Genomic DNA, 15,458 nt, shown 5'->3' with positions numbered 1-15,458 from the left:
GGGCCGGCTCCGGCGCCCGCGCCGCCACCGGGACCCCCGCCACCGGGACCGCCGCCGCCACCGCCGCCACCACCGGGGCCGCCCTGCGCGAACGCCGTCGCCGCTCCAGCGACGACGATGACCGCCGCAACCGTGTCTCTCAGAATCCGCTTCATGGCCTCTCCTCCTGCGGGCATCGGTGCGCCATCGACGCCTCCGCTGGCCCGCAACGAGCCCTCCGGAGAAACCGTTCCGTCCCGCGGCAATCGGGACGCGGCACGAATGACAGGCGCACGCGCTGTCCTCGGCTATGTCCGATCACGGACTTGCGATCAGGCGCGTCACCTGTAACGTCGCGCCGCACGAAGAAGAGACCGGCCATGGCCGGCATCAGGATTGATCGACGGAGACGCCATGTCCGCCTCGCGAGACGATACGATCGGTATCGCACCGAGCGCCCTCGACGAAGCCGCAGACCGGAAGCGTCGCATCTGGGCCATCGTGGGCTCGTCGTCGGGCAACCTCGTCGAATGGTACGATTTCTACTGCTACGCGTTCTTCGCTCTCTACTTCGCACCCGCCTTCTTTCCGAAGGGCGATTCCACCAGCCAACTCCTGCAGACTGCCGGCATCTTCGCCGTGGGCTTCTTCATGCGGCCGGTCGGCGGCTGGCTGTTCGGGCGCATCGCTGACCGCGTCGGCCGACGGACCTCGATGGTCGTCTCGGTGCTGATGATGTGTTTCGGGTCGCTGCTGATCGGCATCCTGCCGACCTACGAGCATGTCGGCACCCTGGCGCCGGTGCTGCTACTCCTCGCCCGCATGCTGCAGGGCCTGTCGGTCGGCGGCGAATACGGCACGTCGGCCACTTACATGAGCGAGGTCGCGATCAAGGGGAAGCGCGGCTTCTTCGCCTCGTTCCAATACGTCACGCTGATCGGTGGGCAGCTCCTCGCCTCGCTCGTCCTGGTCTTCCTGCAGACGGTGATGACCGGTCCGGAACTCACGGCCTGGGGCTGGCGCATCCCGTTCTTCATCGGCGCCGGCCTGGCGGTCGTGGCCCTCTACCTCCGGCGATCGCTGGCCGAGACCAAGGACAGCAGCGACAAGGAGACCGCCGGCACCTTCGCCGCGCTGGCAAAGCACTGGCGGGCGTTCCTGGTCGTCGTGGCCTACACGGCCGGAGGCAGCCTGAGCTTCTATACGTTCACCACGTATATGCAGAAGTATCTCGTCAACACCGCCGGCATGCCGAAGACCTCGGCGTCGCAGGTGATGACGGTGGTTCTGTTCGTCTACATGGCAATCCAGCCGATCTTCGGCGCGCTGTCCGACCGGATCGGCCGCAAGGCGAACATGCTGCTCTACAGCGGCCTCGGCACGCTCATGGTGGTGCCGCTGATGACGGCGCTCGGGACCAACAAGGACCCGTACCTCGCCTTTGCCCTGATCACGCTGGGGCTTGCGGTGATATCGTTCTACACGGGCATCAGCGGCATCGTGAAGGCGGAGCTGTTTCCCACCGACGTCCGCGCGCTAGGGGTCGGCCTGTCCTACGCGGTGGCCAACGCGACGTTCGGCGGCACCGCCGAGTTCGTAGCCCTGTGGTTCAAGGACAACGGCATGGAGAGCACGTTCTTCTGGTACGTGACCGTCCTGATGGCGATTGCCTTCGTGGCCTCGCTGATCATGCCGAACCCGAAGGTCCACGGCTATCTCGACGGTGCGGGCACCGTCGAGGAGGCCCTCGGCAAGAGGCCGCGCCTCGCCCACGCCTGATTGGTGCGGCCGGCTGGACCGGACGGCACATTCACGGTGATATGCCTCCCGCCGGGCGCGACAGACGTCCGCGGGAGGACACCATGCTCAGGAAAGCCGCCGCCGGGGCGTTGACCCTGCTCTGCCTCGCGGCCGCCTCGGCGCCGCTTGCCGCCGAACCGGCGCTCGGCGGCACGCCTTTCAAGCCAAACCAATCGGCGGGATACTTCTTCGTCGGCGGCCGCTACGCGACGGCGGGCGGCAAGACCACAGCCCTCGGGCAGATGTTCGTCGAATACCGCGCCCCGGAGCGGGTGACGCAGCCTTATCCGATCGTCTTGGTGCACGGCACCGCCCAGACCGGGACGAACTTCCTCGGCACGCCCGACGGCCGGCCGGGCTGGGCGGATCGCTTCGCCGCCAAGGGCTTCGCGGTCTACGTCGTCGATCAGGTGGGGCGCGGCCGATCCGGCGGCGATCCCGAGACCTACGGTCCCTATGCCCGCTTGCCGGCCGAGGATCTGGAGACGGTGTTCACCGGGCAGGAGCGCAGCGCGCTCTATCCGCAGGCTCGGCTGCACAACCAGTGGCCGGGCGGCGCGGGGGTGCGCGGCAACGCCGCCTTCGATCAGTTCTATCTCTCCCAGGTGCCGTACATCGCCAGCGCGCTGAAGAGCGAGGAGCTGGTCGATCCGGCGCTGATCGCCCTTCTGGAGAAGATCGGCCCCGCGATCCTGCTGACGCACTCGCAGGCGGGCGTCTTCGGCTGGGCGGTCTCGGACCAGCGGCCCGACTTGGTGAAGGCCCACGTCGCCGTGGAGCCGAACGGTCCGACCTTCTACGACATCCGCTTCAAGGGCGGCGCCGACTGGTACGAGCGCATCGGCGACGCGCGGGCGCGGCCTTACGGCATCACCCGGGTGCCACTGCATTTCGAGCCGCCGGTGAGTGGCCCCGCCGATTTGACCGTGGTCCAGGCCGAGACCGCGGCGGCGCCGGACAAGATCCGCTGCTGGCTGCAGGCTGAGCCCGCGCATAAGCTGCCAAACCTCGCCCGGGTGCCCGCAGTGATCGTGACCGGCGAGGCCTCGTTCCGGGCCACCATGGACGATTGCACGGCCGCCTTCCTCGCGCAGGCGGGGGCCAAGCCCGACCGGCTGGCCCTCGCCGAGCACGGCGTCCACGGCAACGGCCACATGATGATGCTGGAATCGAACAGCGACGCGGTGGCGGACGCGATCGTCGGCTGGATCGAAGGCCGGATCCAGGCGCCCGCGCGTCCTTAACCCGCCGCTTACCCTGTCCCGGCGAGGGTGCCCCCGTCATCCGACGAGGGAACGCATGACCGACATGACCGACACCGTGGGCGTCGCGGGCGACCGCATCCGCTCGATCATCGAGCGCGTGGAACGGCTGGAGGAGGAGATCAAGGACCTGATGGAGGCCAAGAAGGAGGTCTTCGCTGAGGCCAAGGGCGAAGGCCTCGACGTGAAGGTGCTCAAGGAGATCCTGAAGATCCGCAAGCAGGACAAGGACGAGCGCGACGAGCAGGAGACGCTGCTCGACGTCTACCTGCGCGCCATGGACGCGCCCTCCCCCGCCCCGATCGCCGCAGCGGCCTGATCCGTCGAACGGGGCGCGGCGCCACGGGCGCCGCGCCTCTTCTCAGGATTGCCGGTCGGTCTCGAGATAGGCGGCGAGGTTACGCCGGATCCGCGCCAGGGGCTCCTCGGCCGGATCCGGCAGCACGAAATGGGCGCCCGTGATCGTCTCGTAGGCGCGGATGTAGACCGCGGCCGTCTCCAGCACGATCTCGGGCGGGATCTCCGGGATCGGATCCGTGTAGGGGTCGCACCGCGCGACCACCCAGTTGCGGACGAAATCCTTGTCGAAACTCTCCGGCGCCGCGCCGGCGGCGAACCGCTCCGGGTAGCTCTGCGCGAACCAGTAGCGGCTGCTGTCGGGCGTATGAATCTCGTCAGCCAGGACGATGCGGCCGTTCGGGTCGGTGCCGAACTCGTATTTCGTATCCGCGAGGATCAGACCGCGCTCGGCCGCCAGGGTCTGGCCCCGAGCGAACAGGGCCAGCGCCGCCTCCGACACGGTCCGCCATTGCTCGGGCGTGAGCAGCCCCCGTTCCAGGATTTCGGCCTCCGTGAGGGGCTCGTCGTGACCGCCGTCGAAGGCCTTCGTGGTGGGCGTGATGATGGGTCGTTCCAGCCGCTCGTTGGAGCGCATGCCGTCGGGAAAGCGATGGCCGTACATGTCCCGCTCGCCCGCCCGGTAGCGGGTCAGGATCGATGTCGAGGTGGTGCCGGCGAGATAGCCCCGGACAACAACCTCCACCGGGAGGATCTCGAGGCGCCGGCCGACCACCACGTTGGGGTCGGGGTAGGCGATGACGTGATTGGGGCAGATATCGGCCGTCCGCTCGAACCAGTAGCGCGCGGTCTGCGTCAGGACCTGCCCCTTGAAGGGAATGGCGGCCAGCGCCCGATCGAAGGCGCTGATCCGGTCCGAGGTGATCAGGATGCGCCGACCGTCCGGGAGGTCGTAATTGTCCCGGACCTTACCCCGATAATGGTTCGGCAGCTCCGGCAAGGTCGCATCGCGCAGGACCTGATGCGCGTGCGGGGCGAGATCGGCCGTGTTCATCGGGTGTCTCGTGAGGCTGGGCGGCGACCGCGCCGCCGGACCTGTGTGCGCGGCCGAGCCCGAGATTTCCAGCCCCGCCAATACCCTCTGCACCGCTGCAGCGGCAGCGCCGAAGGCTCGTCGGCCATTCGGTGACGGCTTTCGCGACCCGAAGCCCCCGTCCCAGGCGGGCATCCGTGCCTAGTCGCGCCCATGTGCGGACCCTATTCTCAACCGCAACGAGACACGACGGATGGCCCGCGGCGGCGTAGCCGGGTGGTCACGCCGGACGGCCGAGGCGCGATGATCGACACCCCTCACCCGACGACGCGACATCCGTTCCTGCGGCGGATCGAGTCCGTCGCGCTGTTCAAGCTTTCCGATGAGGAGCGGGCGGCCCTCAACGCGCTGCCCATGCAGATGGTGCAGATCGAGCCCAACCAGGACATCGTCCGCGAGGGGGATCGTCCGTCCCGGAGTTTCACGATCCTCAGCGGAATCGCCTGCACCTACAAATCGACCCGCGCCGGCAAACGGCAGGTGATGAGCTATCACGTCCCCGGCGATGTGCCGGATTTCCAGAGCCTGTACCTGGAGGTTCTCGACGTCACCATCGCGACGATCAGCTCCTGCCGGCTGGGCTTCGTCCAGCATGACGCGGTCCGCGCAATGCTGCGAGCGCATCCGCGCCTCAACGCGGTGTTCTGGCGCGCGACTCTGATCGATGCCGCCCTGGTGCGGGAGTGGATGCTCAACACGGGGCGTCGGGAAGCCTACGCGCGCATGGCTCACCTCTTCTGCGAACTGGTGACCCGCCTCGACGCGGTCGGGCTGGCGCCGGACCGGGCCTGCGACCTGCCCATGACGCAGCCCGAACTGGCGGACGCGCTCGGGATCACGCCGGTTCATGTCAACCGCACGATCCGCGACCTCAAGGCCGCCGGCCTGATCACGCTGCGCGGCCGCCGCCTCATCGTCCACGACTGGCCTGGGCTGCTGGCGGCAGCCGAATTCGATCCGACCTACCTTCACCTGCGGGATCTGGACTGCCGCTGAATCGCCCGCCCGGACAATGTCATCGAAGACGGACGGTTTTCGGCACAGCCGGATTCGCCCGCTCGGCCGTTCAGGCCGTCCACGCACCCTGCGACACGCAACGCACCCGCATGGTGCACGGTCTCAAGATCGGGGCAATCAGAAGCTATCGTCGACGCCCGCGATCCTCACCGAGAATTCAGCGAACGGATGGTGCCCAGGGGCGGAATCGAACCACCGACACTGCGATTTTCAGTCGCATGCTCTACCAACTGAGCTACCTGGGCGTCGCCCGCGCCGTCATCGGCCTCGGACGCCGCGGGGTATAGTAAGTGCTTCGCGGCCTGTCCAGCCTTGCCGCGCCATCGGCGTGCAGGAAATGCCGGAAAAATTCAGCGCTCCGGATCCGGCTCCCGGGGTCCCTCGTCGGACTCGATGTCCTCGGGGATCGCGTAGCGCTCGTTGAGCCAGCGTCCGAGATCGACATCGGCACAGCGCTGCGAGCAGAACGGCTGATACTCCGGCGTCGCCGGTTTCCGACAGATGGGACAGGCCGGACGGCGCTCGCGGCTCATGCGAGCGCGCCCCAGCCGGAACGTACGGGATAACCCTCGCCGTCGAGAAGACTCATGGTCTCGTAGAGCGGCAGCCCGACGACGCCACTGTAGGATCCGACGAGCTTCACCACGAAGGCACCGGCCAATCCCTGGATCGCGTAGCCGCCGGCTTTGCCGCGCCACTCGCCCGACGCCACGTATCCCTGGATGTCGCGGCCGGAGAGGCGCTTGAACCGGACCCGGCTCTCGACGATCCGCTCCCGGCGTCCGCGCGGCGAGAGCAGGCAGATCGCGGTATAGACCCGGTGCTGGCGCCCGGAGAGCAGGCGGAGGCAATCCGCGGCCTCGTCGGGAACTTCGGCCTTCGGCAGGACGCGACGTCCGACCGCGACCACCGTGTCGGCCGACAGGAGCCAGGTCGGCGTCTTGGTATCGTCCAGGTGAAGCGCCGCCTCGGCGGTCGCGAGCTTCGTGCGGGCGAGGCGGCGCGCCAGTTCGCGGGGCGGTTCGGCCTTGCGCGGCGTCTCGTCGATCTCCGCCGGCAGAAGGGCGGCCGGCTCGATTCCAATCTGTTGCAGGAGCGCGAGGCGGCGCGGCGAAGCGGAGGCGAGCACGAGCCGCGCTGGCGTACCCTGCCCTGCGCCGATCGCTTCAGGTGTGGCGTCCATGATCTTCCGTTCGCACAATCGACCGCAGCCGTGCGCGCCCTGCGCGGCGGCACGACGTCGGCCGGGACAGGCTCGATCCGCCTGCCTGATACGGGAAGGGGTCGGGCTTGTGAACTCAAGACCATCTTCATCGCATCGGGAATTCCGGTGGCCAAACGGCGCGATCCTGTCCCGGCGACGCTCGCCTCCGGCAAGAGTACGCAGGCTCACGCACGGATCTGAACTGTGGTTCTCCGACCTGAGTCAGACTAAAATCCGCGCACTGCGACCTGGCAAGACAACCCGAAGCACTGGGTCGGAACCGTAACCGGACGTTAACCACACTCAGCCGAGATGGGTCTCATCGGACTGGGATCGACATCGATGCTGAACGCTGATCCGCTCTTGCAGCGCCCGAAGCTCGTGAGTGCCGCTCTTCTGGTCCGCGCTCTCGACAGCCTCAAGCCGAGGGCCACGTCGCCGTTCGAGATGTGGCGACTGCTTACCGACCAGTACGTGGTCGATCTCGACGCCGTCGCGGCCCTTCTGCCGGCCAACGAGCCGGAGACCCACTGGCTGGCGGCCCGCGACTGAAGCCGGTCCGATCAGGTCGGGTCGCCGACCGCGCAACTGGCACGTGACGTGCCTTCGGATTTCAGCGACCGGGAAGGAAACGCTCAGGCAACGACAACGCGGCGGCTCGCACGCCAGAGCACCCCGCGGACCTTTCGATCACTCGAATGCGAGGTCCGTCATGTCGGAACTGCTCTCCGTTGCCCTGGTCTGTGCCGGCACCCTCCTGGCACAGGACTGCTCCCGTGATACCGCCCTCGACGTCATCATCGCCCCGGCGCACACGCCGATCGAGTGCCTGATGCACGCGCAGACGATGGCGGCCCAGGCCGGGCTGCCGGGGGGCAGCGACCGGTACCTCAAGATTGCGTGCGAGCATCGCCGGACCGAGGGCGATCCCGGCCCGATCATCCGGCGCGCATCCTAAACGCGCGGGCGAGTCCCGCACCGCGGGCACTCGCCCGGGAGGTGACGGGCGCGACGGACCGCACGGTCGACGCTGCGATGAGGCAGCGGACGACATGGTGCAACAAAGTCACGTCCGTATAATTCCTGTTGAACTTCGACCTTCGTCCAGTTGCGGCCCAGAGGAACGGGAAGCATCCTACCCGGCCAAGCTGATGCGATACCAAGACCGGCATCCGCCAACTTTGCCGCCCCGATGGCCCGCGTGCCGGGCAGGGCTCTCGCGAGTGCCTGCCTGATGCTCTACGACGCCTTCGACCTGCAGACCGACATCGCCGCTCAGACCCGGGCGTGGGGCCGGCTTCTGAACGACATCTGGTCGCCCTGGTTCGGGTGGGGCGAGCCGGTGACTTGGATGTCGGCCGGTGCCCGCATGATGATGCGCACGGGCCTGACCTTCTCGCGGCCGCCTTACGGCATCGACTCGGTGACCGTCGGCAACCGGAGCGTCCCGGTCTCGGAGGAGCCGGTCGAGGTCACGCCGTTCGGAACACTCCTGCACTTCAAGAAAGACGTCCACACCGAGCAGCCCAAGGTGCTGATGGTCGCCCCGATGTCGGGCCATTTCGCCACCCTGCTCCGCGCCGCGGTGCGCACGATGCTGCCCGACCACGACGTCTACATCACCGACTGGCACAATGCCCGCGACGTCCCCGTGTCGGACGGCCAGTTCGGCTTCGACGACTATGTGGGCCACCTGATCCACTTCCTGCGCACGATGGGCGAAGGCGCCCACATGGTCGCGGTCTGCCAGCCCGCCGTGCAGGCCCTCGTGGCCGCCGCCGCGATGGCGCAGACGAAGGATCCGGCCGCTCCGCGCAGCATGACCCTGATGGCCGGACCGGTCGATTGCCGGATCAATCCCACGGGCGTGAACGAACTGGCGACCTCCAAGCCGATCGAGTGGTTCGAGAAGAACCTGATCGCCACGGTCCCGACGCGTCACAAAGGCGCCGGGCGCAAGGTCTATCCGGGCTTCATGCAGGTCTCGGCGTTCATGGCGATGAATGCCAAGCGCCACATCCAGGGCCACGCCGATCTGTTCTGGCACATGGCCCACGGGGAGAACGACAAGGCCGCGGCGATCGAGACCTTCTACGACGAGTATTTCGCCGTGCTCGATCTCGCGGCCGACTTCTACCTGGAAACGGTCAAGACCGTGTTCCAGGACCACACCCTGGCCAGGAACGCCGTGAGCTATCGCGGCGATCCGATCGACCTGCGGGCGATCCGCCGCACCGCCCTGATGACCGTCGAGGGTGAGCGGGACGACATCTGCGCGGTCGGCCAGACCATGGCGGCCCACGACCTGTGCACGGACCTCGCCCCGTACATGCGGACCCATCACCTCCAGGCGGGCGTTGGCCATTACGGCGTCTTCGCCGGGCGGCGCTGGGAGTCTCAGATCTATCCGCAGGTGCGCAACTTCATCCAGGCCCACAACTGACCGGCCCGGCGTCGCGCCGATTTGACCCGCCGACCTGGGCGGCCCACCATGCTAGCGTCCTGAGGACGGGGGCGCGGATCGCGTGTTTCCCGGGGCCACTCCTTCGGCGTGAGGCGGAACGGTCGGCGTGATCGGCAGGAACGGCTACGACAACAAGACCGATGCGGGCGGACCGACCGGCGGGCGCACCGCGACCGCCGCACGGCTCGACCGGCTGGTGGCCCAGGCGCGGGTCGCGATCCTGTGGGAGCAGGCCTGGCCTGTCCTCTGGCGCGGCCTCGGCGTCGGGCTGCTCTTCCTGGTCGTGTCCTGGTCGGGTCTGTGGCTCGACCTGACACCGCTCTGGCGCCAAGTCGGCCTCGGGGCTTTGGCAGCCCTCCTCGTGGCCGCTCTGTGGCCTCTGATCCATCTCGCCGGGCCGGACCGGCGCCTGCTCCTGGCGCGGCTCGACCGCGAGGCGGCGGCACGCGATCCGGCGCTGCGCCACGGGCCCGCCTCCGCGGCGCAGGACAGTCTGGCCGTCGGCGCCTCGGATCCGGGAAGCCGGACGCTGTGGGACCTGCATCAGCGCCGCGCCGCGCAGGCGATGTCCGCATTGCGGGTCGGCCTGCCGCGACCGGGCATGACGCGTCATGATCCGTTCGCCCTGCGCGCCGGCTTGGTGGTGGCCGCGGTCGCCAGCCTGTTCGCGGCCGGCCCTGAATGGCGCCAGCGGATCGGCGCCGCCTTCGACTGGCAGGAGCCTGCGGCGCCCGGCCCGAACTTCCGCGTGGACGGTTGGATCGACCCGCCGCTCTACACCCGCATGCCGCCGTTGCTCATCGCCATGGACGGGAGCGACCAGCACCTGCGCGCGCCCGTCAATGCGCAGCTGATCGTGCGGATCGCCGGTCAAGGCAAGGCGGCGTCGGCGACGACCCTCACGCCCAATGCCGGCCTCGTCTCCGTCCCGGGACAGGAGGCACGGCCCGACCTGCGCGAGGAGCGCTACCGCATCGTCGGCGGCGCCGAACTGACGATCGCGACCCCGGCCGGTCGGCAGCGCCTGACCGTCGAGGCGATCCCCGACCGGCCGCCGGAGGTGACCGCCGTGGGCGGCCCCGAGGTGAATGGGCGCGGCACCTTCAACCTGACCTATCGCGCCAAGGACGATTACGGGATCAGCTCGGCCGAGGCGGTGATCGATCCGCTGAAGTCCGGCCGCACGCTGGTTCCGGTTCCGCATATCGGCCTGGCGCTGCCCGGCGATGCCAGCGGCGAGGCCGACACCAAGACCCTGGTGGACCTCACGGACAGCCCGTGGTCCGGGGCGCGGGTCCGCTACCATATCGTGGTCAAGGACGAGGCCGGACAGGAAGGCCGTACCCCCGACACCGAGATCATCCTGCCCGCGCGCCCCTTCCGCGACCCGCTGGCGCGGGCGCTCGCCGAGGATCGCCGCCGCCTCGTCACGGCCCCCGATACCGATCGCCGCTGGGTCCAGGGCGCGCTGGACGCCCTCCTCGTCGCGCCGGACACGTTCACGCCGCAGCCGGCGATCTTCCTCGGGCTCCGGACCGCGACCGAACGCCTGCGCCGGGCTCGGACCGACACGGACCTCACCGACGTGGCCGACCTCCTGTGGGAGATGGCCCTTAAGATCGAGGACGGGGACCTCTCCGACGCCGAGAAGCAGCTCCGTCAGGCTCAGGACCGGCTGAAGGAGGCGATCGAGCGCAATGCGCCCGACGACGAGATCAAGCGGCTGACGCAGGACCTGAAGCAGGCCCTCGACAAGTTCCTGTCCGAGATGGCGCAGAAGCAGGGGCGCGAGCCCCGTGAGCAGAGCGAGCGCGGCCAGAACAACCAGCAATCGAAGACGGTGACGCCCGAGGATCTCGACAAGATGATCCAGGACATGGCGGAGGCGATGAAGCGCGGCGACACCGCCGAGGCGCAGCGTCTCATGGAGCAGCTGCGCAACGTCCTGGAGAACCTACAGACCGCCGAACGCGGGGGCCGCTCCGACCAGGCATCCCGCGAGATGCAGAAGCAGATGCGCGACCTGGACGCGATGTCCCGCGAGCAGCAGGGCCTGCGCGACGAAACCTTCAAGGACGGGCAGGAGCAGCGCGGCGGTCAGCGCCAGCCGAATCGCGGTCAACCGCAGCAGGGCCAGCGGGGTCAGCAGGGACAGAAGCAGCCGGGTCAGCAGGGACAGCAGGGCGAAGGCCAGCAGGGCCAGGGCCAAAAGGGTCAGGGCCAGCAGGGTCAGGGCCAGCCGGGTGACGTCGGGCAGCGCCAGCAGGCCCTCCGGCAGCGGCTGGAACAGCTCGAGCAGCGCATGAAGGAGAACGGCATGCGCGGTGAGCAGGGCCTGTCCGATGCCGAGGACGCCATGCGCGAGGCTGAGAACGCCCTCAAGGACGGCGATTCGAGCGGGGCGGTCGATGCGCAGGCTCGCGCCCTCGACGGCCTGAAGCGTGGTGCCGACGGCATGGCGCAGCAGATGCAGGAGATGGCCGAGGGCCAGGGCGAAGGCCAGCAGGACGGCGGCCAGCAACCCGGGCAGCAGGGTCAGGCCGGCGCCCGCGACGACGACCCCCTCGGCCGTCCGACCCGGGGGCGCGACATGAGCGACGGCCGGGTGCGGGTCCCGACGGCTGACGAATCAGCGGTCCAGCGCGCGCGGCGCATCATGGAAGAGCTGCGGCGCAAGCTCGGCGACCCGAGTCGCCCCCGCGAGGAACTCGACTATTTCGAGCGCCTGCTCCGCCGAAACTGAGCGCTCCTCCTTTCACGCCGCGCGAGGCTGCCATGCGGCCTCGGCCCCATCCGGATCTCCCTCTGAATGTCGTCCAACACCCTCGTCCTGATCGCCTGCCTGGCTGTCGCCGTGGTCCTCGTCCTGGGCCTCGCCAACATGATGCGCGGCGGCAGCGCGAGCCTCTCGCAGCGGCTGATGCGACTGCGGGTCCTGCTCCAGTTCTTGGCGATCGTGATCATCATGGGCGTCGTCTGGTGGCGCTCGGCCTGACCGCGAAACCGCCCGGGTGTGACCGCGCCGCCGCACCGGACGCCTTTCGACGCGGCGCCGGATGAATTGGCCGCCGGACCCCGTGGGCCTCTGCTACGCTCGGTAGAAGCAATTCGCTGCGCCTAACCGGCCGAGCCCGCATGACGACCCCCTCTCGCCTCTGTCTGTTCGGCCTCCTGACAGGAGCGGTCATCCTGCCCGCCTCGGCCGCAGACGCGCCGCCGCGTCCCGCCGCCTATGCGCCACCCGTGCAGCCCCTCAGCATCGTGTCGGAGATCCGCATCGGCGGCGCGGTGCAGGATCCCGGGAGCGCGGAGGGCAAGCTTCCGGGCTTCAGCAAGGCGAACGTCAACGGCGAGGTCCTGTTCGCGAAGCCGGTGCTCAGCGCCGATCCGTTCTGGCAGGCCTTCGTGCCGCGGCCGACGGTGGGCGGCAGCTACAACACCGGTGGCCGGACCAGCTACGCCTATCTGGGGGCCACCTGGACCCTCGAAGTCTTCCCGGAAACCTTCAATCGCCGGATCTTCCTCGACGGCTTCTTCGGCGGCGTGGCCCATAACGGCTGGACCGGCCCGAAGGCGGAGACGCCCTACGGCTTCAACACTCTCGGCTGCTCGCCGATGTTCCGCGAGGCGGCTGCTCTGGGCTTCCGTCTGACGGAGCACTGGAGCATCATGGCGACGATCGAGCACATGTCGAATGCCGGATTGTGTGCCAACAACCGCGGCCTGACCAATTACGGTGGCAAGATCGGCTACACCTTCTGAGGCGCCCACTCCTTGGTCAAACTCAATCGCATCTACACGAGGACCGGCGACAGGGGCACGACCGCACTGGCGGACGGGCAGCGTCGCTCGAAAGCGGACCTTCGGGTCGAGACCTACGGCACCGTCGACGAGACCAACGCCTGCATCGGTTTGGTGCGCCTGCACACGCAAGGCCCCCTCGACGGGATGCTCGGCGCGATCCAGAACGACCTCTTCGATCTCGGTGCCGACCTCGCCACACCGCCCAGCCCGGAGCCGCTGCCCTATGAGCCGCTTCGGATCGTCGCGAGCCAGGTCGAGCGTCTGGAGCGCGACATCGACGCCCTGAACGCGGCCATCCCGCCGCTGAAATCCTTCGTGCTCCCCGGCGGTTCGCCGGCCTCGGCGGCCCTGCACCTCGCTCGAACGGTCTGCCGTCGCGCGGAGCGACTCGCGGTGAGCCTCGCCGCCCGGGAGGACGAAACGGTGTCCTCCGAGGCGCTGCGCTATCTGAATCGCCTATCGGACTTCCTGTTCGTCGCAAGCCGGGCGGCCAATGCGGACGGGGCCGATGACGTACTCTGGGTGCCCGGCGCCAACCGCTGAGGCCGAGCCCAGCGTTTTCGCGGGCTCGCCACGGCGCCGCGTTGACAAGGCGGAAATGTGGCCGCTACGGTCCGCCCGCCTTGCGTGCCCCGGCCACGCTGCGCCACGGGCGCGGTGGGAGTGGCCTGCACGACGACAAGAATCCTCCGGGGAAGGATCGTGACCGCCATGAAGGTGCTGGTGCCCGTCAAGCGGGTGGTGGACTACAACGTCAAGATTCGCGTGAAGGCCGACGGCTCCGGGGTCGAACTCGCCAACGTGAAGATGTCGATGAATCCTTTCGACGAGATCGCCGTCGAGGAGGCGATCCGTCTGAAGGAGAAGGGCCAGGTCACCGAGATCGTGGCGGTCTCGATCGGACCGCAGCAGGCGCAGGAGACCCTCCGCACGGCCCTGGCCATGGGGGCCGACCGCGCCATCCTGGTCAAGACCGACGTGACCTGCGAGCCGCTGGCCGTCGCCAAGCTGCTCAAGGCCGTCGTCGAGAAGGAGAGCCCGCAGCTCGTCATCCTGGGCAAGCAGGCGATCGACGACGACTCGAACCAGACCGGGCAGATGCTCGGTGCGCTCCTGGGTTGGCCACAGGGCACGTTCGCCTACAAGATCGCGCTCGCGGACGGGACCATCGACGTCACCCGCGAGGTCGATGGGGGCCTGCAGACCGTGGGCCTGAAGCTGCCGGCGATCGTGACGACCGATCTGCGGCTCAACGAGCCGCGCTACGCCAGCCTGCCCAACATCATGAAGGCGAAGAAGAAGCTGCTGGAGGAGCTGGCGCCGGATGCGCTCGGCGTCGACGTGACCCCCCGGATCAAGGTGCTCAAGACGGCCGAGCCGCCGGGACGCTCGGCCGGCGTCAAGGTCGGGTCCGCGGCCGAGCTGGTCCAGAAGCTCAAGGTCGAAGCCGGCGTCATCTGATCCGCATGCGGGGCTCCCGAGACCCGGTCGAGCCCCGCGCCATCACCCTCAAGGGCATCAGCAGACCATGACGACACTCCTCTTCGTCGAGCACGGAAACGGCCAGATCAAGGACGGGACCCTCAAGGCGCTCTCCGCCGCCCGGGACATCGGCGCCCCGGTCCACGCCCTGGTCCTGGGCGCCGGCTCCAAGGCCGTGGCCGAGGCCGCCGCGAAGCTCGACGGCGTCGAGAAGGTTCTGAACGCCGAGGACGGCCTCTACGATCACGATCTCGCCGAGCCGGTCTCGGCCCTGATGGCGGCGATCGCCGAGCCCTACGACACGATCATCGCGTCGGCCTCGACGACGGGCAAGAACGTGCTGCCTCGGGTGGCCGCGCTGCTCGACGTCGCCCAGATCTCCGACATCATCAAGGTGGTCGCGCCTGACACGTTCGAGCGGCCGATCTACGCCGGCAACGCCATTCAGACCGTGCAGGCACCCGCGGGGAAGAAGGTGATCACGGTGCGGACGGCGGCCTTCAAGGCGGCTGCCGAAGGCGGCGCGACCGCTCCGGTGGAGGGCGTGTCCGCCGCCGCGCCGGAGGCAGGCGGCTCGAGCTTCAAGGGCGAGGAAATCGCCAAGTCCGACCGGCCTGAATTGGCCTCGGCTCGGATCATCGTGTCCGGCGGGCGGTCCCTCGGCTCGTCGGACAAGTTCCACGAACTGATCGAGCCGCTCGCCGATGCCCTGGGCGCTGCGGTCGGCGCGTCCCGTGCCGCCGTGGACGCCGGATACGCGCCGAACGATTGGCAGGTCGGACAAACCGGAAAGGTCGTCGCGCCGGACCTTTACGTGGCGGTGGGCATCTCGGGTGCGATCCAGCATCTCGCCGGCATGAAGGATTCGAAGGTCATCGTCGCCATCAACAAGGATGAGGACGCGCCGATCTTCCAGGTCGCCGATTACGGTCTGGTCGGAGACCTCTTCCAGGTTGTGCCGGAGTTGCAATCCGAGATCGGTAAAGCCAAGGGCCAGTAGCGGAACGCGATCGGGAAACCCGCGAGTCTTGTCGCAGAACGCGGCGCCACGGGTTC

General features: G+C 68.6%; 16 protein-coding genes and 1 tRNA gene. 13 read left to right on the top strand and 4 right to left on the bottom strand.

Going from position 1 to position 15,458, the window contains the following annotated elements:
* Positions 1-393 precede the first annotated feature (393 nt).
* The 3 genes from ACXJKQ_RS12375 (at position 394) to ACXJKQ_RS12365 (ending at position 3,360) form a co-directional block, all read left to right on the top strand.
* Positions 394-1,758: an MFS family transporter gene (locus tag ACXJKQ_RS12375; protein WP_457106030.1), complete on the top strand. Its 1,365-nt coding sequence runs from the start codon at positions 394-396 to the stop codon at positions 1,756-1,758.
* An 83-nt stretch (positions 1,759-1,841) separates the two neighbouring features.
* On the top strand, positions 1,842-3,023 hold the full coding sequence (locus tag ACXJKQ_RS12370) for an alpha/beta hydrolase (RefSeq protein ID WP_457106029.1): 1,182 nt from the start codon (positions 1,842-1,844) through the stop codon (positions 3,021-3,023).
* Positions 3,024-3,078: 55 nt separating this feature from the next.
* Positions 3,079-3,360 carry a DUF2312 domain-containing protein gene (locus ACXJKQ_RS12365; protein WP_020091862.1) on the top strand — a complete coding sequence of 94 codons (282 nt, stop codon included), beginning with the start codon at positions 3,079-3,081 and terminating at the stop codon, positions 3,358-3,360.
* Positions 3,361-3,402: 42 nt separating this feature from the next.
* On the opposite strand, the gene ACXJKQ_RS12360 is transcribed toward ACXJKQ_RS12365, so the two are convergent.
* On the bottom strand, positions 3,403-4,392 hold the full coding sequence (locus ACXJKQ_RS12360; protein ID WP_457106028.1) for a phosphoribosylaminoimidazolesuccinocarboxamide synthase: 990 nt from the start codon (positions 4,390-4,392) through the stop codon (positions 3,403-3,405).
* A gap of 282 nt (positions 4,393-4,674) precedes the next feature.
* Here ACXJKQ_RS12360 and ACXJKQ_RS12355 point away from each other — a divergent pair, with 282 nt between their 5' ends.
* The gene (locus tag ACXJKQ_RS12355; protein WP_457106027.1) at positions 4,675-5,427 is read left to right on the top strand and encodes a Crp/Fnr family transcriptional regulator; all 753 of its coding nucleotides are present in this window, start codon (positions 4,675-4,677) and stop codon (positions 5,425-5,427) included.
* A gap of 190 nt (positions 5,428-5,617) precedes the next feature.
* Here ACXJKQ_RS12355 and ACXJKQ_RS12350 read toward each other — a convergent pair.
* From ACXJKQ_RS12350 to ACXJKQ_RS12340, 3 genes are all read right to left on the bottom strand, one after another.
* Positions 5,618-5,693, bottom strand: a tRNA-Phe gene (locus tag ACXJKQ_RS12350).
* A gap of 105 nt (positions 5,694-5,798) precedes the next feature.
* A complete protein-coding gene (locus tag ACXJKQ_RS12345; RefSeq protein WP_457106026.1) occupies positions 5,799-5,981 on the bottom strand; it encodes a DNA gyrase inhibitor YacG in 183 nt (60 codons plus the stop codon).
* Positions 5,978-6,631 carry a Maf-like protein gene (locus tag ACXJKQ_RS12340; protein ID WP_457106025.1) on the bottom strand — a complete coding sequence of 218 codons (654 nt, stop codon included), beginning with the start codon at positions 6,629-6,631 and terminating at the stop codon, positions 5,978-5,980. Before ACXJKQ_RS12340 ends, ACXJKQ_RS12345 begins: the two co-directional genes overlap by 4 nt.
* A 363-nt stretch (positions 6,632-6,994) precedes the next feature.
* On the opposite strand from ACXJKQ_RS12340, the gene ACXJKQ_RS12335 reads away from it, so the two are divergent.
* The 9 genes from ACXJKQ_RS12335 to ACXJKQ_RS12295 all read left to right on the top strand — a co-directional run bounded on the left by ACXJKQ_RS12335 (position 6,995) and on the right by ACXJKQ_RS12295 (position 15,402).
* Positions 6,995-7,204 carry a hypothetical protein gene (locus ACXJKQ_RS12335; RefSeq protein WP_457106024.1) on the top strand — a complete coding sequence of 70 codons (210 nt, stop codon included), beginning with the start codon at positions 6,995-6,997 and terminating at the stop codon, positions 7,202-7,204.
* Between the two features lie 160 nt (positions 7,205-7,364).
* Positions 7,365-7,610, top strand: a complete 246-nt coding sequence (locus ACXJKQ_RS12330; protein ID WP_457106023.1) for a hypothetical protein — start codon at positions 7,365-7,367, stop codon at positions 7,608-7,610.
* Positions 7,611-7,886: 276 nt separating this feature from the next.
* Positions 7,887-9,095 (top strand): polyhydroxyalkanoate depolymerase, encoded by a 1,209-nt coding sequence (locus ACXJKQ_RS12325; protein ID WP_457106038.1) that lies wholly within the window; start codon positions 7,887-7,889, stop codon positions 9,093-9,095.
* A 127-nt stretch (positions 9,096-9,222) separates the two neighbouring features.
* The gene (locus ACXJKQ_RS12320; protein ID WP_457106022.1) at positions 9,223-11,859 is read left to right on the top strand and encodes a TIGR02302 family protein; all 2,637 of its coding nucleotides are present in this window, start codon (positions 9,223-9,225) and stop codon (positions 11,857-11,859) included.
* A gap of 66 nt (positions 11,860-11,925) precedes the next feature.
* On the top strand, positions 11,926-12,111 hold the full coding sequence (locus ACXJKQ_RS12315) for a twin transmembrane helix small protein (protein WP_457106021.1): 186 nt from the start codon (positions 11,926-11,928) through the stop codon (positions 12,109-12,111).
* 140 nt (positions 12,112-12,251) lie between these two features.
* On the top strand, positions 12,252-12,878 hold the full coding sequence (locus ACXJKQ_RS12310) for an acyloxyacyl hydrolase (RefSeq protein WP_457106020.1): 627 nt from the start codon (positions 12,252-12,254) through the stop codon (positions 12,876-12,878).
* A gap of 12 nt (positions 12,879-12,890) precedes the next feature.
* The gene (locus ACXJKQ_RS12305) at positions 12,891-13,463 is read left to right on the top strand and encodes a cob(I)yrinic acid a,c-diamide adenosyltransferase (RefSeq protein ID WP_457106019.1); all 573 of its coding nucleotides are present in this window, start codon (positions 12,891-12,893) and stop codon (positions 13,461-13,463) included.
* A 168-nt stretch (positions 13,464-13,631) separates the two neighbouring features.
* On the top strand, positions 13,632-14,381 hold the full coding sequence (locus ACXJKQ_RS12300) for an electron transfer flavoprotein subunit beta/FixA family protein (RefSeq protein ID WP_457106037.1): 750 nt from the start codon (positions 13,632-13,634) through the stop codon (positions 14,379-14,381).
* A 67-nt stretch (positions 14,382-14,448) separates the two neighbouring features.
* Positions 14,449-15,402, top strand: coding sequence for an electron transfer flavoprotein subunit alpha/FixB family protein (locus ACXJKQ_RS12295; protein WP_457106018.1), 954 nt, complete (start codon positions 14,449-14,451; stop codon positions 15,400-15,402).
* The last annotated feature ends 56 nt before the right edge of the window (positions 15,403-15,458 follow it).

The sequence above is a fragment of the Methylobacterium sp. P5_C11 genome (genome assembly GCF_054049775.1).
This window is presented reverse-complemented; position numbering and strand designations above follow the sequence as displayed.

Excerpts from the sequence above, each read along its gene's own strand:
- ACXJKQ_RS12315 (WP_457106021.1), top strand. The coding sequence starts at position 11,926 with ATGTCGTCCAACACCCTCGTCCTGATCGCCTGCCTGGCTGTCGCCGTG.
- ACXJKQ_RS12365 (WP_020091862.1), top strand. The coding sequence starts at position 3,079 with ATGACCGACATGACCGACACCGTGGGCGTCGCGGGCGACCGCATCCGC.
- ACXJKQ_RS12370 (WP_457106029.1), top strand. The coding sequence starts at position 1,842 with ATGCTCAGGAAAGCCGCCGCCGGGGCGTTGACCCTGCTCTGCCTCGCG.
- ACXJKQ_RS12340 (WP_457106025.1), bottom strand. The coding sequence starts at position 6,631 with ATGGACGCCACACCTGAAGCGATCGGCGCAGGGCAGGGTACGCCAGCG.
- ACXJKQ_RS12300 (WP_457106037.1), top strand. The coding sequence starts at position 13,632 with ATGAAGGTGCTGGTGCCCGTCAAGCGGGTGGTGGACTACAACGTCAAG.
- ACXJKQ_RS12310 (WP_457106020.1), top strand. The coding sequence starts at position 12,252 with ATGACGACCCCCTCTCGCCTCTGTCTGTTCGGCCTCCTGACAGGAGCG.
- ACXJKQ_RS12345 (WP_457106026.1), bottom strand. The coding sequence starts at position 5,981 with ATGAGCCGCGAGCGCCGTCCGGCCTGTCCCATCTGTCGGAAACCGGCG.
- ACXJKQ_RS12355 (WP_457106027.1), top strand. The coding sequence starts at position 4,675 with ATGATCGACACCCCTCACCCGACGACGCGACATCCGTTCCTGCGGCGG.
- ACXJKQ_RS12295 (WP_457106018.1), top strand. The coding sequence starts at position 14,449 with ATGACGACACTCCTCTTCGTCGAGCACGGAAACGGCCAGATCAAGGAC.
- ACXJKQ_RS12325 (WP_457106038.1), top strand. The coding sequence starts at position 7,887 with ATGCTCTACGACGCCTTCGACCTGCAGACCGACATCGCCGCTCAGACC.
- ACXJKQ_RS12360 (WP_457106028.1), bottom strand. The coding sequence starts at position 4,392 with ATGAACACGGCCGATCTCGCCCCGCACGCGCATCAGGTCCTGCGCGAT.
- ACXJKQ_RS12375 (WP_457106030.1), top strand. The coding sequence starts at position 394 with ATGTCCGCCTCGCGAGACGATACGATCGGTATCGCACCGAGCGCCCTC.
- ACXJKQ_RS12335 (WP_457106024.1), top strand. The coding sequence starts at position 6,995 with ATGCTGAACGCTGATCCGCTCTTGCAGCGCCCGAAGCTCGTGAGTGCC.
- ACXJKQ_RS12330 (WP_457106023.1), top strand. The coding sequence starts at position 7,365 with ATGTCGGAACTGCTCTCCGTTGCCCTGGTCTGTGCCGGCACCCTCCTG.